This is a genomic window from Candidatus Saccharimonadales bacterium, from assembly GCA_040903985.1.
Lineage (GTDB): Bacteria > Patescibacteriota > Saccharimonadia > QS-5-54-17 > QS-5-54-17 > JBBDUI01.
Genome location: JBBDUI010000002.1, coordinates 661378 through 680475, shown reverse-complemented (window position 1 = coordinate 680475; position 19098 = coordinate 661378). Strand labels below are relative to the sequence as shown.

General features: G+C 51.3%; 21 protein-coding genes. 2 read left to right on the top strand and 19 right to left on the bottom strand.

Annotation, left to right across the window (positions count from 1 at the left end):
- Positions 1–47: 47 nt before the first annotated feature.
- From gatB to WD467_03600, 17 genes are all read right to left on the bottom strand, one after another.
- Complete coding sequence (gene gatB, locus WD467_03680) at positions 48–1517, bottom strand: Asp-tRNA(Asn)/Glu-tRNA(Gln) amidotransferase subunit GatB (protein MEX2452974.1); 1470 nt, start codon at positions 1515–1517, stop codon at positions 48–50.
- Positions 1518–1934: a hypothetical protein gene (locus WD467_03675; protein ID MEX2452973.1), complete on the bottom strand. Its 417-nt coding sequence runs from the start codon at positions 1932–1934 to the stop codon at positions 1518–1520.
- Positions 1931–3343, bottom strand: coding sequence for an Asp-tRNA(Asn)/Glu-tRNA(Gln) amidotransferase subunit GatA (gene gatA / locus WD467_03670; GenBank protein ID MEX2452972.1), 1413 nt, complete (start codon positions 3341–3343; stop codon positions 1931–1933). Before gatA ends, WD467_03675 begins: the two co-directional genes overlap by 4 nt.
- Positions 3340–3633, bottom strand: a complete 294-nt coding sequence (gene gatC / locus WD467_03665) for an Asp-tRNA(Asn)/Glu-tRNA(Gln) amidotransferase subunit GatC (GenBank protein MEX2452971.1) — start codon at positions 3631–3633, stop codon at positions 3340–3342. The genes gatA and gatC overlap by 4 nt, the downstream gene beginning before the upstream one ends.
- 161 nt (positions 3634–3794) lie before the next feature.
- Positions 3795–5756, bottom strand: coding sequence for an excinuclease ABC subunit UvrB (uvrB, locus tag WD467_03660; GenBank protein ID MEX2452970.1), 1962 nt, complete (start codon positions 5754–5756; stop codon positions 3795–3797).
- A 95-nt stretch (positions 5757–5851) separates the two neighbouring features.
- Positions 5852–7093, bottom strand: coding sequence for a hypothetical protein (locus tag WD467_03655; protein ID MEX2452969.1), 1242 nt, complete (start codon positions 7091–7093; stop codon positions 5852–5854).
- A complete protein-coding gene (locus WD467_03650; GenBank protein ID MEX2452968.1) occupies positions 7086–8090 on the bottom strand; it encodes a carbohydrate kinase family protein in 1005 nt (334 codons plus the stop codon). The genes WD467_03655 and WD467_03650 overlap by 8 nt, the downstream gene beginning before the upstream one ends.
- 868 nt (positions 8091–8958) lie before the next feature.
- On the bottom strand, positions 8959–9855 hold the full coding sequence (locus WD467_03645; GenBank protein ID MEX2452967.1) for a class II fructose-bisphosphate aldolase: 897 nt from the start codon (positions 9853–9855) through the stop codon (positions 8959–8961).
- Positions 9852–10898 carry a transketolase C-terminal domain-containing protein gene (locus tag WD467_03640; GenBank protein ID MEX2452966.1) on the bottom strand — a complete coding sequence of 349 codons (1047 nt, stop codon included), beginning with the start codon at positions 10896–10898 and terminating at the stop codon, positions 9852–9854. The genes WD467_03645 and WD467_03640 overlap by 4 nt, the downstream gene beginning before the upstream one ends.
- The gene (locus WD467_03635; protein MEX2452965.1) at positions 10891–11742 is read right to left on the bottom strand and encodes a transketolase; all 852 of its coding nucleotides are present in this window, start codon (positions 11740–11742) and stop codon (positions 10891–10893) included. The genes WD467_03640 and WD467_03635 overlap by 8 nt, the downstream gene beginning before the upstream one ends.
- Positions 11743–11745: 3 nt before the next feature.
- Positions 11746–12384: a hypothetical protein gene (locus WD467_03630; protein MEX2452964.1), complete on the bottom strand. Its 639-nt coding sequence runs from the start codon at positions 12382–12384 to the stop codon at positions 11746–11748.
- Positions 12385–12405: 21 nt separating this feature from the next.
- The gene (locus WD467_03625; protein MEX2452963.1) at positions 12406–12855 is read right to left on the bottom strand and encodes an RpiB/LacA/LacB family sugar-phosphate isomerase; all 450 of its coding nucleotides are present in this window, start codon (positions 12853–12855) and stop codon (positions 12406–12408) included.
- Complete coding sequence (gene gap, locus WD467_03620; GenBank protein ID MEX2452962.1) at positions 12852–13859, bottom strand: type I glyceraldehyde-3-phosphate dehydrogenase; 1008 nt, start codon at positions 13857–13859, stop codon at positions 12852–12854. Before gap ends, WD467_03625 begins: the two co-directional genes overlap by 4 nt.
- A gap of 108 nt (positions 13860–13967) precedes the next feature.
- Positions 13968–14492, bottom strand: coding sequence for an inorganic diphosphatase (locus WD467_03615; GenBank protein MEX2452961.1), 525 nt, complete (start codon positions 14490–14492; stop codon positions 13968–13970).
- A gap of 78 nt (positions 14493–14570) precedes the next feature.
- Entirely contained in the window at positions 14571–15242 is a 672-nt protein-coding gene (locus WD467_03610; protein MEX2452960.1) for a hypothetical protein, read from the bottom strand.
- A gap of 69 nt (positions 15243–15311) precedes the next feature.
- A complete protein-coding gene (locus WD467_03605; protein MEX2452959.1) occupies positions 15312–16496 on the bottom strand; it encodes an FAD-dependent oxidoreductase in 1185 nt (394 codons plus the stop codon).
- A 12-nt stretch (positions 16497–16508) separates the two neighbouring features.
- The gene (locus tag WD467_03600) at positions 16509–16760 is read right to left on the bottom strand and encodes a glutaredoxin family protein (GenBank protein MEX2452958.1); all 252 of its coding nucleotides are present in this window, start codon (positions 16758–16760) and stop codon (positions 16509–16511) included.
- Positions 16761–16916: 156 nt separating this feature from the next.
- Between WD467_03600 and WD467_03595 the strand changes: the two genes are divergently transcribed.
- Positions 16917–17615: a hypothetical protein gene (locus WD467_03595; protein ID MEX2452957.1), complete on the top strand. Its 699-nt coding sequence runs from the start codon at positions 16917–16919 to the stop codon at positions 17613–17615.
- 134 nt (positions 17616–17749) lie between these two features.
- Entirely contained in the window at positions 17750–18004 is a 255-nt protein-coding gene (locus WD467_03590) for a GlsB/YeaQ/YmgE family stress response membrane protein (protein MEX2452956.1), read from the top strand.
- Positions 18005–18085: 81 nt separating this feature from the next.
- On the opposite strand, the gene WD467_03585 is transcribed toward WD467_03590, so the two are convergent.
- Positions 18086–18391, bottom strand: a complete 306-nt coding sequence (locus WD467_03585; protein MEX2452955.1) for a hypothetical protein — start codon at positions 18389–18391, stop codon at positions 18086–18088.
- A complete protein-coding gene (locus tag WD467_03580) occupies positions 18366–19082 on the bottom strand; it encodes a hypothetical protein (GenBank protein ID MEX2452954.1) in 717 nt (238 codons plus the stop codon). Before WD467_03580 ends, WD467_03585 begins: the two co-directional genes overlap by 26 nt.
- Positions 19083–19098 lie beyond the last annotated feature (16 nt).

Here is a 19098-nt window from a genome sequence, read left to right as displayed (position 1 = left end):
GTCTCCCTGAACCGATAGCCGTTGTGATGACCTATGTGCCGGCCGGTCTACGCACGGCCGAGCCGCTCTCGGATAATCTGCTGTACTTTCTGTGGATTAGCCTGACCGCGGCTAGCTTGCATAATCTGTCCAACCAGAAACCCGATCGCCTTCTCCTCACCCGATTCTACATCCGCGGCAGCTTGGGGATTGTCGGCTATAACCGCATCGACTATCTTCTCCAGTTCGGCTGAATCCGACACCTGAAGCAGACCTAGCTCCTCAGCTTTCTGCGTTAGATCTTTAAAATCGGTATAGTAGTCAGCTAATAGGCGCCTAGCCCCAGTAGAGCTGATCTGGCCTGACTCCACCATCTCGGAAAGTTTAGTCAACTCACCCGGATACATGAAATAGTTAGTCGGCTCCGCGATAAACTCGCCGGGTTGCTCGCCTAATTCAGCGATTACTACATTAGCTAACCAGTTGGCGATCCGCGCTAGATGCTCACTAGCTGCCTGCGCCTCATCCCGCTCAACAAACAGTTTAGTTACCAATGTCGGATAGTTTAGGAGACCGTTAACTACACTAGCCGATACACCTAGTTTGGCTAATTGTTGACGAATCGTACCAAGGAGTGGGGGGGCGGTATCGATGATCTCCTGCTTCATCACCGGGGTGATTACTAGTGGCGGCAAATCTGGCTCCGGAAAGTAGCGGTAATCCATCGCCTCTTCCTTACTCCGCTGCGAGATAGTAGTACCGCTCGTCTCATCAAAACCGCGCGTCTCTTGTACTACCGACCCGCCCTGTTCTAGCAGTTCAGTCTGTCGCTTGATCTCATATTCACAGGCTCGCTCGATACTACGGAAAGAGTTTAGATTTTTCGTTTCGCTCCGAGTACCCAAGGTGGTGGTGCCGGTCTTACGCACGCTAACGTTAACATCAAAACGCATGTTGCCATGGTAGAGATCGACATCGCTGACACCGGCGTAAAGCATGCGTAAGTATAGCTCCTGAGCATAGGCCTTGGCTTGAGCTGGGCTATGTATATCCGGCTCAGAGACTATCTCCAGTAGTGGGGTACCGGCACGATTAAGATCAACCAATGAATAATCTGCTCCCTCGGGATGGGCTAGTTTACCGGCATCTTCTTCGAGGTGAGCTCGAGTCAGACCGACCGTGAAGGAACTACGATCACTATCACTAACCTCGATTTCACCCCTACCGATAATTGGCTGATCAAACTGAGTAATCTGATAACCTTTCGGCAAATCGGGATAAAAATAGTTTTTACGATCAAACTTAGTCTCCGTAGCGATCTCAGCATTCAGTGCCTGACCGGCAATAATCGCCAATTCAACCGCGCGTCGGTTCAGGACTGGCAAGGTACCAGGCAGTCCGAGGCAGACCGGACAGACTAAGGTGTTGGGCTCGGCCAGACGAGCATCATTACTGCAGCCACAGAACAGCTTACTGGCTGTTTTCAGCTGCACGTGACACTCGATACCGATATCTACCTGCCAGTCATGCCGAGCCATTTACAGTGCCCCCATGTCTTTTAGGGCGCGCTCGAACTGCGTGATTGAGCGATTGATCAAATGACTCTCAAGTTCGTACTGTGCCTCATGCACTAGCTTATTACGTAGCTTATGCGCCTCCCAAACATCATCGGTATAACTGAAATCAGTGGCGGCCGAGCGCATCCGCTCTCCCATCGTCTCACCACTATAACCACGGTTTTTCAAAACGTAATCGAGTAGCTTATCGGCCTCGATAATAGCGTACCGTGCTGACTGATCAGGCTTAGCCGCAATAGTAGTAATCTCATCCCAACGCCGTCTAACAAGAGCTTTATCGATAGACTTGATTGAATGACCCCTAGCTCGAGGTACGGCTAAGAGCATTAAACCAAACAGTAGTGCTGCGCCTAATACTATCGGTACTGTCTCCATCATAAGATGTCCTCCAGCGCCGCCGCAACTTCAAGTAACCGCTTATCCTGACGCTGGGCCGCCTGCAACTGCAGACCAACTGGTAAACCGTCCGATTCACCAGCCGGTAAGCTAATCGCCGGAATTCCGGCTAAGTTAGTAGCAATCGTCATACTGTCACTTAGATACATACTCAACGGATCCTGTTTAGCCCCCAACTCAAACGCCGTAGTCGCCACCGTCGGACCGAGAATAACATCATAATCGGAGAATATGCGCGCGTAATCTTCACGGATTAATGTTCGTACCTTCTGCGCCTGCTGGTAGTAAGCTTCCTGATAACCGCTGGAGAGAACGTAAGTCCCGGTCAGAATTCGGCGCAAAGGCTCAGCCCCGAAACCAGCCCCACGCGTCTGTAGGTAAGTCTCAAGCAGATCGTTAGCACTATCGACCGATAGGCCGTACTTCACCCCATCATAACGGGCTAAGTTAGAACTAATCTCGGCCGGCACGATAATGTAATAGACCGCTAACGCCAGCTTGTCCAACGGTAGTTTGATATCGCTCACTACTGCACCGTTAGCCTTTAGCTTATCAACGGCTTTGCCTAACTCTTGCTTGACCCCGGGCTCGACCGTTTCAGATAAATGCTCGGCGATGACACCGACCCTTAATCCTCGCAAATCGGCCGGTCGCGTCACAGTGTAATCGACCTCGCGCTCAATAGTGGTAGAATCTCGCGGATCAGGGCCAGCCAGAACGTCTAGCACATAGGCTGCATCACTCACCGAATTAGTGATAGGACCTACCACGTCACAGGAGGAAGCCATCGCTACCACGCCATAACGTGACACTAGTCCATAGGTCGGCTTGTAACCGACCACTCCGCAAAAGCTGGCCGGCTGTCGAATCGAACCACCAGTATCGGTGCCTAGCGCGAAAGGCACAATACCGAGAGCTACTACTGCAGCTGAACCGCCAGAAGAGCCACCCGGCACTCGACTCTTATCGTGGGGATTTTTCGACGGACCGAAGGCGCTATTCTCGGTCGAAGAGCCCTGGGCAAACTCATCCAAGTTTGCCTTCGCGATAACGATAGCTCCGGCTGCTTCTAATCGCTCGACCGCGGTAGCCTGATATGGCGCCTGAAAAGTTTCTAGTATCTTACTGGCCGCCGTCGTCTTAGTATCAGAAGTTAAGAAGTTGTCTTTAACAATGCAGGGCACACCGAACAGTGGTCCCGGCACAACCCCGGCGGCCAAATCCGCATCAAGACTCTTCGCTCGCTCCAGCGCAGCGGGATTAAGCTCCAGTAAGGCGTGGAAATCAACAGCTGCCTCGGCTCGCTTTAAGCTCTCGCTCACTACAGCCTCCACACTTCGTTGGCCGGCTTTAAGCTCAGCTACCAGTTCACTTAAAGTTGGCCAGCTCACTGTATCACCCGCTTTACCTTGATATAACCGTCCTGCGTTTGGGGGGCATTTTGTAACAACTGTTCCCGAGTCAGTAAAGACGGCTGCACCTCGTCTACCCGCCAGATATCACTAAGACCGGTGACTTGATTGGTAGTGGGGGTGTCAGTGGTGTCGACAGAATCAAGCTGGGCTACGTAGTCGAGTATCTCCTTTAGCTGGGGGGCTAGCTCGGCAGCTAACTCATCATCTATGCCGAGACGCGCCAGCAGGCCAAGTTTCAAAATAGCTTCGGGGTTGATTTGTGACATATCAATTAGTATAGCGCTTACTCGACAACACGGCCAAACCAATTTACCGCCCAGCCCACACCACCTACTATCTCATTATCTTCAAAAAGTGTCCGATCGGACACTTTTTGAAGATAATGCTCGGTTCTCGATAGTACCTCAGCGATCAGCTCAAATGGAGATTACTGAGCGGTTTTAATCTGCTCTATCAGGTCTCGCAGTTCGGCCGCTTCCTCAAACTGTAGGTTAGCGGCGGCTAGCTTCATCTGAGCCGAAAGATCCCGGATCACATGGGCATGCTCGCCCTTAGGAATCTTCTTAACATCGACTTTCGGGGTCGCACTCTCCGCCTCCTCTTCATGCATGCGAGCTTCGATCGCCCGTTTGATACCCTGGGGCGTAATACCATGCTGCTTATTATGTGCTACTTGGATCTCACGCCGCCGGTCGGTCTCATCGATAGCACGCTGCATCGAATCGGTCACCCTATCGGCATACATAACTACCCGACCTTCGACGTGACGAGCTGCGCGACCGACAGTCTGAATCAGTGCCTGAGCGCTACGCAGAAACCCTTCTTTATCGGCATCAAGGATAGCTACCAGACCGACTTCCGGTAGATCGAGTCCCTCACGTAACAGATTAATGCCAACTAAGACGTCGTAAGTGCCGAGCCGCAGATCGCGCAAGATATCACTACGCTCAAACGTATCGACTTCGGAGTGCAGATACTGCACCTTTATATCCAGCTCGGCCAGGTACTCGGTTAAATCTTCCGCCATACGTTTAGTCAGGGTCGTAATCAGCACCCGATGTCCTTGAGTCACCGTATCTCTCACCTCGGCAATCAAATCATCGATCTGACCCGTCGTAGGTCGAATCGAGATGGCTGGATCGATCAGTCCGGTAGGGCGAATGATCTGCTCCACTACCTGCTGTGAGCGCGACAGTTCAAATTCGGCCGGCGTAGCGGAAACATAGATAGTCTGGTTCATGTGGCGTTCGAATTCCGTAAAGGTCAGCGGTCGATTATCCAGTGCACTGGGCAGACGAAAACCGTGTTCAACTAGCGTCTCCTTCCGGGCCCGATCGCCATTATACATACCCCTCACTTGGGGCACTGTCATGTGCGACTCATCGATAAACATTAAATAATCGTCCGGAAAATAGTCCATGAGTGTAGCTGGCTGTTCACCTGGCTCACGATTAGTTAAATAGCGAGAGTAGTTCTCGATTCCTTTAACGAAACCGGTCTCTTCCATCATCTCTAGATCATAATTAGTTCGCTGTTCCAACCGCTGGGCCTCGAGCAACTTACCGTCGGCCTGCAGTTGTTGCAAGCGCTCACTTAGCTCAGTCCGGATCTTACCCATCGCCGCTTTCAGTTTCTTTTCCGGTGTGACAAAGTGACTTCCCGGAAAGATCGTCACCGTATCCAGACTCTGGCCCAGCTCCCCAGTTAAGGGGTCGATGCGGCGAATGTTCTCGATCTCGTCCCCGAAGAACTCGAACCGAAAGGCCGATTCGTCACCAATCGGAAAAACATCGACGATATCACCTTTAGCGCGGAAGGTGCCACGTTTGAAATCGATATCGTTTCGCTCATACTGGATGTCGGTCAAATGACGTAAGAACTTATCTCGTTTGCGCAGCTCACCCCGCTTCAGTTTTATCGCTAGTGAAGCGTAATCATCGACCGCCCCCAGTCCGTAGATACAACTGACACTAGCGATGATGATGACATCCTTGCGCTCTAGCAAGGCCTTGGTCGAAGCATGGCGCAGTCGATCGATCTCCTCATTGATCTGTGAATCTTTCTCGACATAAGTGTCGGACTGCGGTATATAGGCCTCTGGCTGGTAGTAGTCGAAGTAACTGATGAAATAGTGCACCGCATTATCAGGGAAGAAGCGCTTAAACTCACCGTACAGTTGGGCGGCTAAGGTTTTGTTGTGACTCAATACCAACGTCGGACGTTGCTGCTCGGCAATGATGTTGGCCATGGTAAAGGTCTTACCGCTACCGGTTACACCAAGCAGGGTCTGCTCAGTATCACCGCGGGATACGCCGGTGTTGAGCTGTTCTATAGCCGCCGGTTGATCCCCGGTCGGTTGATAGTCCGAAGCTAGCTTAAATTTCTGCATACTTAAACCAGTATATCAGTTGGCCGCAGCCAGTAAGGCACCTACTATCAAGTCGATCTAAGTCGAGACGCGCCAGCAACTTTCCGCCTTTAATTTTACTTGAAGTCGGTAATCGTCTCTGGCGCGATCAGGGCGTTGTCGAGGCGTTTAAGGATACGATCTTCGAGATTCTTCTGCCCTAGATAACGCACAAACACCTCGTTCCACAACGACTCCCGGAAGTGATACAGGTAGCGGTCTTCAAACTCTAACTGATTTGAATAGCTGAGTGAGACATCCATTAGGTTGAAGGTTACCGGCTCGTCATCATTCATAAACAACCCGACGTAGTCGAGCTCTCGCCAAAACTCGAGCTCGGGGTCGACCTCATAGAGAATATCCTCGGCTTTTCGCCAGTGCAGATCCTCGGGCTGAACGTGTGGCTCGAACATCTCTGGATGATACTCGTCTTTGAGCTTACCGAAATAGCGTTGGATTACCCGCCAGTGGATAAATTCACCTTGAGTAACCTCAACCGGCGAAGGGTCTGCTATCAGTGTGTTGACGAAGATCTCGCCGAAATTTTTCTTTTCGCGCATTAATTTGAAGAAAGCTGAATAGAGTCGAATCTCATTAAAGTAGTGTAGAATAAGGGGCATTACCTTGAGCGTAATGCCTGGCATCGGCTGTGAACCGAGTACCGGCATGGTCATGATCACTCCCAGTTCTTTAAGATGAGTGATGTTGTGCAGTTTTTTCTCGATGAAATGGGAGGCTATATCTCCCCACTTATCCGCATCGAACTGCACCACCTCGATCCGGCGTGGTTCGAAGTCAGACGCCGTTAAGGTCTCATACTGTTGGTTGTACTCATTCAGCCAATCGGCCTTCTCAGCAAATCGCAAAGCACCGTAAATCTCATACAGATTCTCCTCCTTCATCATCTGCTTAGCGCTGGTATAGCCTAGCTTAGCCATGATTGTCTTAGGCGGCATACGAAGTAGCATCTGCTCCGCTACTTCATGCTTTAAGAACCAGCCATCCCGTGGTATATCAAGCTGCTCGATGCGCTTAACTATTAAGGGCACCATCTCGCGGATATCACTAGTATTTACACCGCCCAGCTCCCGCGCCAGATGTTCGTCATGAGTAGCTACGGTGTTAACTAAAGTGCGATATAGCTCAGGTCCGGTGGTATCGGCCGGATCCAGCTTCAGGACGCGCATCTTAGCATGTGCCGTATGCAGCAGCTCGGCTACTAGCGCCGCATCGATCGAACGGTTATGAGTCTGAGCCTCCAGTTGAGTGATGGTACGATCGAACATCGGCTGTTTAGCGAGTAAGAGACGACTAAGCATCGGGGGCCTTCTGAGTATTAATCTTGGTTTCTCTAATCTCCATCTTCTTGTACTTGGCCGTAGCCGTCAGAATTCCAGCTTTCGCTCCGATCTGCCCGACGACAGAGGTAGAGTTAGCACTGGCAAAGGTGAGGGCGGTCGGAATGTCAGTACCACGAGCGATGCTAGCCACAAAACCGGAGGTAAAGGCGTCCCCCGCTCCGGTCCGATCTAACACTGGAGTGTCCTCGTACAGTCCGGCTTGATAGATCGACGTCCCGTCACTAGCAGCCGAGCCCTTAGCTCCGTCGGTCACCACTGCTATGTCGGCAAGACGAGCGATATCTGCTGCCCGTTGTGCGCTCGTCTTTGCCTCACTCAACTCACCGGCCTCTTCCTTGTTCAGACTCACTACGGCGAAGTTCGGTAGTAGCTTCTTCAGCCGCGCAGCCTGCTTTAATTCGGCTGAACCTGGGTTAATAGCTAGCTTGACATCACTCTTCTGTGCAAAGGCCACGATTGCCTCTAGTAGTGGGAAGTTACCGCTCAGTGATGAGACGTATAGCCAATCGGTCTTCAGTCGAGCGAAGTTATCGAAATCATCCGCACTGAGCTCTTGTGATACACCGCGGTAAACCAACACTGTCCGTTCTCCGCGCGGGGCCAATAGTAACGTCGAGTAGCCGGTCGTGCCATCTAAGTCACACTTTATCCGACCGGTCTTCACCCCCTCCCGCTGCAAGTCCTGAAGAATGTGCGCTCCAGCCGGGTCATCGCCAATCTTACCTAAAAATTGAGTCTCAAAACCATGTCGGGCGAATGTGACGGCTGCATTTGTGGCCCCACCCCCGGTGTCAAAGATGACCTTATCCAGTTCTAGCTTGGCCCCCAAGGGAAACTGTTCGACAAAATCATGGGTCCTGACGTCCCGCCGGGCGCGTAACACCTCACCCATAAGGAATACATCCTGGACGGCGGCTCCGATCGTAGTGATTTTCACGGTTTTTGCTAGCTGCATTATGCTTATGATAGCACGTCAGCTGCCCCTTGTAGACCGGTCACACAGCTCTCGGGGACTGCCAATTCGCACAGTCTCGATTTTGAACTTGCCAGACGACCGACAAATCATCTATTATATATAGCCAGTAATCCACCAATTGCCCGGGATTACTTAGTAGTACCTTTATAGTTAAAGTGCACCCGACTGAGTAGGGGGGCGACGTACCGACGGCAGAAGCTCGTGATCCGAGTGACCTGTTGAAAGTCGTTACCCTCAGAGAGTCGGATAGGTTCGAATCGGAAGGTAGTGGGGCGGCCCGCACTTTCCATACCCAACATCCGGACCTAACCAGGAGCTAGGACGCCACACGCGTCTACCGTTTGTGCAGCGGTACGCCCCTCTAGTATGGGCGTAAGCTCTTGGTAAACTGTCCGAACTGAGGTGATATCTGCCTCGGCTCGGCGCTCGGCGCTCCTATGCAGCGGACACCTTCACCCCGGGTGTCCGCTACTGAGGACGACGAGCTAGGACCGCCCCTAGTGGGCGGTAGGCAGGTGACCGTAGCTATCCGCATACTAGGCCGCCCGGTCTTTTGTGTGCTCCAGCCACGCTCCATCTGCCCCGGTGGGGCGGCCGTTCTAGTACGCGCGGTGTCCGTAACCGTAGCTGTGCACGTCGGCTGCCCCACCTGTCCTACCCTTACGCCAAACTTGAGACGCGAAGGTCACCCTTCGCCACCGATCACGGTGTACGTCTCAAGTTTTTTCTTTGCCTTTATTTTAACTTTCGCGCGCCCCAGCACCCATTTTCTTCGGTCTAAATCTTCAAAAATTGTCCGATCGGACAATTTTTGAAGATTTAGACCCGAGCTTAAGCCTAAGAGTATCTAGTTTAAAACGGCCTTACCACTAGCACCGAACATCTCGATCTTCTCCTCCACTACTGCCTGGACGGCGGCTATCACCTCTGGCATTAGCTTGACCACAGCATACTGATCCGGATTATCGTTCAAGACTGCTTCTAAGGTTTTCCGGAAGGCGTAACGCATATCGGAATTGATGTTAACCTTACTGATGCCGTTACTAACTGCCGCCTGATAAAAATGCTCCGGTGTGCCAGAGCCACCGTGCAGACTGAGGTAAGTATCTTCTGGTAGCTGAGCATTAATTCGTTGCAACAACTCAATATCGAGCTGTTTTGGTACCGGATACTTACCGTGTAAGTTACCGATCGCTACAGCAAAGGTGTCGATACCGGTGGCTTGGATAAACTCGACCGTAGACTCGGGAGTAGAAAAAGTCTGTTTAATCTCTTCGTAATCGATCTCGGTATCGTGCACATTAGAACTTCCACCAAAGTAGTGTGGTTCACTCTCTACCAGAGCTCCGGTAGTCTTAGCATGCTCAACCACTTCTCGGGTGGCGGCAATGATTTCTGCATCACTAGCCTCATGGTTAGCTTGGGAGATATCGATGTGGATAAATTCAAACCCGGCGTCGATACCGGCCTTAGCCTCGGCTACCGATGGCGAATGATCGAGGTTAATGTAAAGCTCGATACCATACTCATCACGGTAGTTGTCGACCATAGCACGGATATTCTTCAGTCCCATCGCCTTCACCTCTCCAGCTGAGACCTCCACCATAACTGGAGCTTTCTTAGCCTGAGCTGCCCGGGCTACGGCAATCAACGTCTCCTGATTGTCGATATTAAAAGCTCCGATTGCGTAGCCCTCGTTGCGAGCGCGTTGGTAAGCCGCTCGGGCGGCGTGAATATTACTCATGATTTACTCCTCTTTTTAGTCTTAGCTTTGCTAGGGGCTGCCTTGGACTGAGTCTTAGCCTGGGCCGGACGAGTCTTAATAAACTCTTTTACCTGCAGCGTGATACCGGGGGTATCGAGCTTAAACTCTCGTAGCAGTTCGTCTGGTGCTCCCGACTCACCGAAGCGATCATCCATACCGATCCTAAGTAGCGGCACAGGCAAGTGTTCGCCTAACAGTTCGGCCACTGCCCCACCGAGTCCGGCAACCGCTTGAGCCTCTTCGACAGTAACGACTCGACCGGTTTTCTTAACGCTAGCTAGGATCGTCTCACTATCGAGCGGTTTAATGGTAGAGCAGTTAATAACCTCGGCACTGATCTTAGCCCGAGCAAGTGCGGCGGCGGCCTTAAGGGCGGCGTGCACCATAGTACCACAGGCGATTATAGTAACGTCACTGCCCTCACGGTAGACATAAGACTTTCCAATCTCGAACGGTGAATCCTTAGTAGTTACAATCGGACTCTTAGCCCGTGACAAACGCAGATACATCGGCCCAATCTCAGCCGCCATCTCAATAGTAGCTGCTTCCGCCTGCAAACTATCACAGGGCACGATTACCTGCATGTTGGGTAGCACCCGCATAAGGGCAATGTCTTCTAACATTTGATGGGTCGCCCCGTCTGGACCAACCGAAATGCCGGCATGCGAACCGATAATCTTGACGTTGCGCTCGTTCAGACAAATAGTAGTTCTGATCTGTTCCCAGTTTCGGCCTGGACTAAAGGCGGCATAGCTACTAGTGAAGGGGATCTTATCTAAATGAGCCATGCCACTGGCTACCGTAACTAAGTTCTGCTCGGCCACACCGACTTGAATAAAACGGTCGGGAAACTCTTCGGCGAAAGCCTGCATTCGGGTCGACTCGGTGAGGTCAGCGCAGAGCGCCACCACTTGCTTATCCCGCCGGCCAGCCTCAACCAACCCGCGTCCGAAGCCATTTCGAGACGGCTCTTGTTCGACCGTCTTATTATACAGTTCGGGATTCAATCTCATCTCACTCATGCTCACTCCTAATCTGCCCGCTCAGGGTACGAAGTTGGTGCAATGCCGCCTTCGCCTGCCCGGCGTTGGGTGGGGCACCGTGCCAGTGGTAATCGTACTCCATAAAATCTACCCCTTTACCGGGAATCGTATGAGCCAATATCATAACCGGCTTATTTACGATGGCCTTAGCCTGTTGGGTGGCGTCGACAATGGCCGGAATGTTGTGACCGTCGATCTCAAGCACATGCCAACCAAAGGCCTCCCACTTACTCCGTAAATCTTCCAGGGGCATTACGTCCTCGGTTGGGCCGTCGATCTGAATATTATTACGATCAGTAATCGCCGTTAAGTTATGTAGTTTGTATTTAGCAGCAAATTGAGCTGCTTCCCAGACGTTACCTTCGTTTTGCTCACCGTCACTCATCATGCAGTAAACCCAACGTTGCTGCACGCCATCCATCCGCAGCGCTAACGCCATGCCGGCTGCCTGGCTTAAACCGCTGCCGAGAGGACCAGAAGTTGTCTCGAGACCGGGCAGGCGAGTTCGCTCCGGATGGCCCTGTAAGTTACTACCGAGCTGACGCAAAGTCTTAAGCTCGCTGCTCGCAAAGTAGCCCGCCCGTGCCATAGCCGCATAACGTACCGGGGCACAGTGGCCGTTAGAAAGCACCAGGATATCGCGCTCATTCCAGTCCGGTTCATCCGGACGATGGTTTAAAATTTCGAAATACAAAGCGGTAAAGATATCGCTCATGCCGAGTGGACCGGCCGAGTGACCACTCCCAGCCTGCAGCAACATACCGATAATATCTTTGCGGATGCTTGTAGCGATTAGCTGGAGTTCGGACTGTGTGTGTTTCATGTCTTATAAGGCTGCTTTCAGTGTAGCATAAGCGGCTTCCGGATTATCAGCACCCTGCAAGTAGCCACCAACATTCAATACATCCGCTCCAGCCGCAACTACGGCTGGAGCCGTATCGGGATTAATCCCGCCATCGACTCCGACTTCGAGTTGGCTATCGATCTGTTTGATTTCTCCGATTTTAGGTAAGCAATCTGCGTTCAGCGTACCGCCATAGTGACCCAACTCTCCAGTAAAGACTAGGACATGATCAAACAGCGACAGACTAGCCGCCACACTCACGACTGTCGTGGTTGGTAGTAGAGCCAGACCAACCTTGATTCCAAGTACATGCAACTGCTCACTCGCCGCGCGCAACTCTGGTGCATCTAGCGTGAGTGTTTCAGCATGAAATATTACCAAATGCGGGTTTAGCGCAATTACTGTCTCAAGCTGAGAAAGCGGTTCGGTAACCATTAGATGTAGATCGGCCCGGATCGAATCCGGCCAGTAAAGCTGCACTAAGTTCAACGTTTTATTAGGTGCGAACTCTCCATCGGCGATATCGAACTGGATGCGGTCACCTAAAGCTGCCGCCAGAGCTAAATCGTGCGCAAACGCCTCCGGCGTCTCGGCCAGCACAGCGGTAGCGATCTCAACCATTGGTTTTTCCTTTCTTTACCATTAGCCGTAAAGCTGCTCAATCTCCTGTAGTCGCCGTAGGTGGCGTGGCGCCTGAGAGAACTTAGTCTTTAGCCAGGTATCGGTAATTGCGAAGGCTTGAATCGAATCGATAAAGCGAGCTGGTAGAGCCAGTACATTACTGTCTTCATGCTCACGGGCTAAGGCGGCAATATCTTCATTCCAGGCTAGAGCCGCCCGAATCCCAGCCACCCGGTTAGCGGCCATCGCCATCCCCTGACCGCTACCGCAAAGTAGAATACCGCGCGCATCGCTGTCCTCGCTACCTAATATCTTCGTTGTTAATGCGTAGGCGTAGTTCGGATAGTCATCTTCCTTATCCAGCGTATACGGCCCAATATCTTCGACCTCGTAACCCTGGTGCACTAGATGTTCACTCAGCTTAAGCTTTAATTCAAAACCAGCGTGATCAGCAGCTAGAAAGATGATCATGTCTGATTACCCAGGCGAGCTACCAGCTCTACCAGTCGATTACAGTAACCCCACTCATTGTCATACCAAGCCACTACCTTCACTAAGTTACCCCCCACGGCATCGGTGAGAGAGAGGTCGACGATAGCGGAGCGGCTGTCACCAACAAAATCTTTCGTCACTAACGGTTCATCGGTCACCCCTAATATACCGTCCCAGTTGGGCTGTTGCGTCGCAGTAATGAAAGCCGCATTTATCTCTTCGACCGTAGTTTCTCGCTTCAATAAGTAGGTAACGTCGATTAGACTTACGACCGGGGTCGGTACGCGAATGCTCAGACCGGTAAATTTGCCCGCCAGCGATGGTAGCGCTTCTGCTGCCGCAATAGCTGCACCGGTCGTAGTGGGAATGATGTTTTCTGCTGCCGCTCGCGCTTCACGTAAGTCTTTAGCCGGTCCGTCCTGTAGCATCTGAGAAGCAGTGTATGAGTGAACGGTAGTTAGCATAGCACGGTCGATACCGAAACTCTCCTCCATCACGGCCGATACGGGAGCTACGCAGTTAGTTGTACAGGAAGCATTAGAAACCACTTCTCCGGCCTCAGCTAATTCGGCGTCATTAACTCCCAAGACATAAGTTTTAGCCCCTGCACTTTTAGCTGGCGCAGAAAGCACCACTCGCTTAGCGCCGGCCATCACGTGCTGACGAGCATCCTCAGTCTTAGTGAAGCGACCTGTGCTTTCAATTACTATATCTATTTCCATTTCACCCCACGGAAGTTTAGAGGGATCACGTTCGGCTAAAATGCGTACTACTTGACCATCGACTACAATGCCGTCGTCGCTCACTTCAACCTGTCGGCCATAACGTCCGTAGTTAGTATCGTATCTAAGTAGATGCGCCAAGGTGGCGGTATCGGTCAGATCGTTGATAGCTACAATCTCTAAGTCCTCTCGTTCCCGGGCAATCTTAAAGGCGTTACGACCGATACGGCCAAATCCGTTGATGGCAATTTTTGTTTTCATATGTTCCTCTTGTGGTTATTTCTAAGGTGTATTATAAAAGCCATTATCTTATCCTGCAAGGTAACGTAGCGCCTTATCGGTATATGTAGGCAGCTGCCCGGCGTGGCCTTAGCCGTGGGCACGCTTAATAGAATCGGAGATTACCGTACGGGCTGCCGCTGCATCGCCCCACCCATTAAAATCGACTTTAGTACCCTGCCAGTCGTTTTTCCAGGCCTTGTACTGTCGGTAAAAGTGCTCAACCATCGGCTGAAAATTAGCCCCGAGATCCTCGAGCGAATTAACGTGACTTTTAGTTACGTCATCTGAGGCGACGCAGATTAACTTCTCATCGGCCTCACCGTCATCAACCATGTACAGCACACCTATGGCGCGAGACGGGACAACCACACCTTGCGGTACCGACTCATCGATAATCAGTAGTGCATCCAACGGATCACCATCTTCGCACAGCGTATTCGGTACGTAGCCATAATCGGCCGGATAGCCGAGGCTGGCAGTACCGTTAACACGATCGAGGAACAGCCGCCCGCTATCTTTATCGAGCTCATATTTATTTACGCCCCCTTTGCGGATCTCGATCACAACATTTATCTTATCGGGCGCATCATTGCCATAACTTACCTCGGACATAGCGGCTACTCCTTGCTAATTGCTTAAATTATCTCTATTTAATCACGAGTGAGCGGCTTTGAGCCAGCCAGACAGTCTTTAAAACTGGTCTGGGTAGCGTTCGAGTGTAGCATCGCTCAGCATATCGGCCAGTGCAGCAGCAGCAGTGGCTGCCTCTCGCCGAGCCATGTATGCTTCAGAATAGTTAGCGGCCGCAAAACTAGTCAAGAACTGAACTAGATGATCACCATACTCGGTGATGCTTTTATCCCATACGTCGCGCTCAATATCGGTCACCTCGCTTAACTGCTCAGCTACCGCTGCGATGGCTTCCGCTAGTGCGACCTCACCGGAACGTAAATTTACGGCCTCGTCTTCTCGCGCCGCTACAGCATAAACCTGCAGTTGATCGGTATATTCCGACCATGCTGTCGTAAAGTCGGCCGCTACCTCTTCCCCGTAGTAAGTTGCTAATAAGCCACCCAGCTCGGCACTACTTTCGCTCACACTGTCCCGCACAGCCGCACTATCGGCCTGCTCGGTATAAACATTTGTCAGCATAGTAGCGTTCAAACCGGAAAGCTCTACCCACTGATCGTGCAGCGCGGTACGTAAACTAACCGCGGTAGCACTAATCTCTCCGGTGCCATCGGTATCGATTGGGTCATCCACTTCATACGCGCCAGAGCCAACAATACCGATTAATATGCCGGCTAACAGCGCAACTACAGCTAAGGCGACCGAGTGGCCGCTGGCTTTTTTCTCGTCCATAAGATTTACCCTCCTTAAATTTATGCATAAGCCTCTACCCACATGGTACTACATGCGCCACTCTACGGGCTAGCCGATTTCCTCCAGATACTCGCGGATCATCAAAGCGGCGGTAGCTCCTTCACCGACGGCACTGGCAATCTGTTGTGTAGCTCCAGCCCGGACATCTCCAGCACAGAAAATGCCGGAAATATTAGTCTGTAATGTCCGATCGGTCTCGACGAACCCATGTTCGTCAAGCTTAACTCCGCTATCGGCTAAAAAGGCGGTGTTAGGATTAAGGCCGACGAAAACAAATACACCATCGGTCGCAATAACCCGTGACTCTCCACTCTGCTTATCGGTAGCACGGACTCCAGTGACAAATTTACCTTCCTCACCTAAGATCTCATCTGTCGTAGTATTAAAGTGGACGGTAATCTTATCCGAACTCTCAATCTTCTTAATTAGTACCTCGCTAGCTTTGAGGTGATCACCACGGACCAGCATATCGATATGAGAGGCAAACTTAGTTAAGAACATGCCTTCCTGAGCAGCCGAATTACCGCCACCCACGACTACTAAACGCTTATCGCGATAAAAGGCTCCGTCGCAGGTAGCGCAAAAGTGTACTCCACGACCGTAGAACTCAGTCTCACCAGGCACATTAAGTCGCTTATAGTCGCTGCCGGTCGCTATCAACACTGCGCGCGCGCCATAGGTTCCATTGCTAGTGATGATCTTCTTATACTGTCCTTCGTCTTTAATCGAGCTAACTTCTGCTAATTCTATCAACGCTCCGAAGCGTTCGGCCTGCTTTTGCAGATTCTGGGCTAAATGTAGACCTTCGACCCCCTCATCAAAACCGGGATAGTTCTCGATCAGATCGGTAGTGGCAGCTAAGCCACCCACCACACCTTTCTCCAGGAGAACGGTATCGATATCCTCACGGGTAGTATAGATAGCAGTGGCAAGAGCGGTCGGTCCAGCTCCGATGGTAATTACATCGTGATAGTTAATCTCGGCTTCCTCCGGTTCGTGCAGAGCCGCCGCTAGCTCATCATCACTAGGGTTAACTAGTATAGTGCCGTCGATATCAAGGGTTGGTATCAGGTTAGTGTTATCGGTCTTACTTAACATTTCATCGACAATGGCTTGAGAATCGTCAACGTTTTTCCAGACATAATTTACATCGTGTTCACCCAGCCAGTGCTTAACCCGCTGGCTATCTGGACACCAGTGAGCACCATATATAATGAGGTTTTTCTGAGCCATATAGTTACCTACTTAGACGCCTAGAGCGGAGGCTAGTTTCGGCATATCGAATCCGACAGTCATCTCCCGACTGCCGTCTTCTTGGGTGATCAAGATTACCGGTACTGCCATCTGTCCACTCAGCTCCACCAACTGTTGCCGGGCTTCCGGCTGCTCGTCGAGATTTATTTCAGTGTAGGTTACATCTTTCTGCTTAAAGTACTCCTTCGCCGCGTGACAGTAAGCACAGGTATTACTCGTATAGATAGTTACGTCTTTAGCCATAGTGTGCATCTCCTTTTTGTCTGAGTATATAGGAGCTCATTAGTATTATCAACACGGCATAAAACGCTATATATAGCGTTTTATGCGTTTGCACAATCGAATTTGATTGGGTATACTATGTTTATATCGTTGTAAATTAAACATTAGGAGGAAACGATGCAGGAAGTACAAAACTTCACCGATCTCGTTACGGATTCAGCCAACGAATTCTGGCAATCAATCGGCACATTCATGCCGAAGTTGCTAGGAGCGATCCTACTTATTATCTTAGGTGCGCTAGTGGCTAAGCTAGCAGAAAGCCTAACTAAGAAGGTGCTCGAATTTATTGGAATTAACAAACTAAAGACTAACAAAACTGTAGCTCAAACGCTTAGAACTACCGGTCTTGAAGCTGACTGGGTAGGCCTAGCCGCTCGAGTAGTCTTCTGGGTAGTAATCGTCATCTTCGCCCTCACTGCCGCTGATGTGCTCGAACTGAACGCCATGCGCGATGTGATCCGCGAGCTACTAAACTACCTGCCTAACGTTCTAGCTGCCGCTATCGTATTGACTGTGACCGTAGCTGGTGCGCGCTTAGTACGGGACGCCGTTGCGGTTGGACTAGCCCGCATGAGTGTCGACTTCGCCTCACCGATTGCCACTGTAGCATTCTACTCACTAGTAGCATTCGGTTCACTGATGGCCGTCGACCAGCTTGGCTTCGACACTACCATCCTAACCGCTAACATTACGGTTATCGTAGCCGGTGTAATGTTAGGACTCGCTCTCGCTTTCGGACTCGGTGGACGCGACACCGCCGCTCGAATCATCGAGCGAGCCTACACACGTAGCGAAAAGTCTCCGCGCCGCAAGTAACCTGCGCGCTAGCACTTTAGAGAACCGCCCAGTGGCCATCAAAGCCTCGGGCGGTTTTTCTATAAACAAAACTTAATTGCAACGGATCTCAATGCTATAATTGTGGGGTTTATAAAGCTAAGGAGAAAATCACTATGGATGGACCTGTAATTATCATGACCTTAATTGTCGGTGGTCTAGCCGGATGGCTAGCCTCACTGATCATGAAAACGGCCGCCCAACAGGGCTTAGTAATGAACGTTATCGTTGGTATTATCGGTAGTTTTATCGGCAGTATCGTCTTTGAGGCACTCGGTTTCGAGGTAGATGCTAATATTATCGGTAGGCTAATTGTCGCCACAGTCGGTGCGGTGATCCTCCTAGCTATCGTTCGCGCTCTCCGGCGCTAGGACAACCAACTCTAACTACAGACGTAAAACTCCCACGGAATAATTTCGCGGGAGTTTTCTAGCTGGCGGCAAACTTAGAACTTAGAGTTCGCTGGCTTGAGATTCTAACTCGCTATCCTCCTCTAGGCCGGCCTCTGGATCGATCTCGTCTAAAGTTTGAACGGCAGCATCGAGATCTTGTGCCGACTCTACCTCTGGCGCATCCGGGACGCGATCGGCCGCATCATCGCGGGGGGCTATCTCCGTCTCTTCTAGCGGCTGTTCGGCAATCTGCTGGGTCTGGTAGACCGCATAACCGACAAACCCAACCACAAAAACGGTAGCCGCGATAAGAAACAGCTCAATCGGGGTAAGACGATACTTACGCATCCGGGCTGTCCGTGGCATTGATAACTGGCTCCTCCGGAGCGGAATCATTCTCTCCTTCGGTCTCGCCTTCAGTGGCGGCGGCTTGAGCAGCCGTTCGCACCACCACTACTAGCTCCCGGGCTGTACGTCGGTATTCACCTACCCGGGTCACAACTGTTTGCAGCTGAACACGTAAATCCCTTAGCTGCTCACGCAGAGCAGCCTCAGGGCAGGCTAGCTCTGTTTGAGTGGCAGTAATCTGTGCGATCGCTGTCTCCAGCTGTACCCGTCGCTCTTGGTTGGCAGCCAAGTAGTCAGCGTAACCATCCGCCTCTAGACCACTTTCTCTGTAGTAACCATCCACTCGCTCAACGATCGTGCCTATCACTAAAAGCTGGCGTTCACTTAAGCGCACAAATCGTTCAGCGATAGTATTAACTGCGGTGGCCCTGTTGGTGCAGCTTGATCGATTATCACGCGCGTCCGTTTGAGTTGTGCGCATCGGGGTGGTCGCAGGTGATTCGTCTTCTGAGGTTACTGGTGTATCTGGTGCCAAATTACCCCTCTGCAGTGGGGTCTGTTGAGCTCGCCGGTCGACTTCTTGCTGAAGCGCTTCAGACGACTCAGCTGCTCTATCGATTAGCTGAGCCTGAGCGGTTACGGTAGAAAAAGTCACGGTCGTAACAAATAACGCTCCGACTACTGTTGATACTATAGCGATCTTGTTCATCTCTACTACCAGTTAA

Bases quoted from the DNA above. Each gene is read 5' to 3' on its own strand.
- gatB (MEX2452974.1), bottom strand. From the start codon at position 1,517: ATGGCTCGGCATGACTGGCAGGTAGATATCGGTATCGAGTGTCACGTG.
- WD467_03675 (MEX2452973.1), bottom strand. From the start codon at position 1,934: ATGATGGAGACAGTACCGATAGTATTAGGCGCAGCACTACTGTTTGGT.
- gatC (MEX2452971.1), bottom strand. From the start codon at position 3,633: ATGTCACAAATCAACCCCGAAGCTATTTTGAAACTTGGCCTGCTGGCG.
- uvrB (MEX2452970.1), bottom strand. From the start codon at position 5,756: ATGCAGAAATTTAAGCTAGCTTCGGACTATCAACCGACCGGGGATCAA.
- WD467_03655 (MEX2452969.1), bottom strand. From the start codon at position 7,093: ATGCTTAGTCGTCTCTTACTCGCTAAACAGCCGATGTTCGATCGTACC.
- WD467_03650 (MEX2452968.1), bottom strand. From the start codon at position 8,090: ATGCAGCTAGCAAAAACCGTGAAAATCACTACGATCGGAGCCGCCGTC.
- WD467_03645 (MEX2452967.1), bottom strand. From the start codon at position 9,855: ATGAGTAATATTCACGCCGCCCGAGCGGCTTACCAACGCGCTCGCAAC.
- WD467_03640 (MEX2452966.1), bottom strand. From the start codon at position 10,898: ATGAGTGAGATGAGATTGAATCCCGAACTGTATAATAAGACGGTCGAA.
- WD467_03635 (MEX2452965.1), bottom strand. From the start codon at position 11,742: ATGAAACACACACAGTCCGAACTCCAGCTAATCGCTACAAGCATCCGC.
- WD467_03630 (MEX2452964.1), bottom strand. From the start codon at position 12,384: ATGGTTGAGATCGCTACCGCTGTGCTGGCCGAGACGCCGGAGGCGTTT.
- WD467_03625 (MEX2452963.1), bottom strand. From the start codon at position 12,855: ATGATCATCTTTCTAGCTGCTGATCACGCTGGTTTTGAATTAAAGCTT.
- gap (MEX2452962.1), bottom strand. From the start codon at position 13,859: ATGAAAACAAAAATTGCCATCAACGGATTTGGCCGTATCGGTCGTAAC.
- WD467_03615 (MEX2452961.1), bottom strand. From the start codon at position 14,492: ATGTCCGAGGTAAGTTATGGCAATGATGCGCCCGATAAGATAAATGTT.
- WD467_03610 (MEX2452960.1), bottom strand. From the start codon at position 15,242: ATGGACGAGAAAAAAGCCAGCGGCCACTCGGTCGCCTTAGCTGTAGTT.
- WD467_03605 (MEX2452959.1), bottom strand. From the start codon at position 16,496: ATGGCTCAGAAAAACCTCATTATATATGGTGCTCACTGGTGTCCAGAT.
- WD467_03600 (MEX2452958.1), bottom strand. From the start codon at position 16,760: ATGGCTAAAGACGTAACTATCTATACGAGTAATACCTGTGCTTACTGT.
- WD467_03595 (MEX2452957.1), top strand. From the start codon at position 16,917: ATGCAGGAAGTACAAAACTTCACCGATCTCGTTACGGATTCAGCCAAC.
- WD467_03590 (MEX2452956.1), top strand. From the start codon at position 17,750: ATGGATGGACCTGTAATTATCATGACCTTAATTGTCGGTGGTCTAGCC.
- WD467_03585 (MEX2452955.1), bottom strand. From the start codon at position 18,391: ATGCCACGGACAGCCCGGATGCGTAAGTATCGTCTTACCCCGATTGAG.
- WD467_03580 (MEX2452954.1), bottom strand. From the start codon at position 19,082: ATGAACAAGATCGCTATAGTATCAACAGTAGTCGGAGCGTTATTTGTT.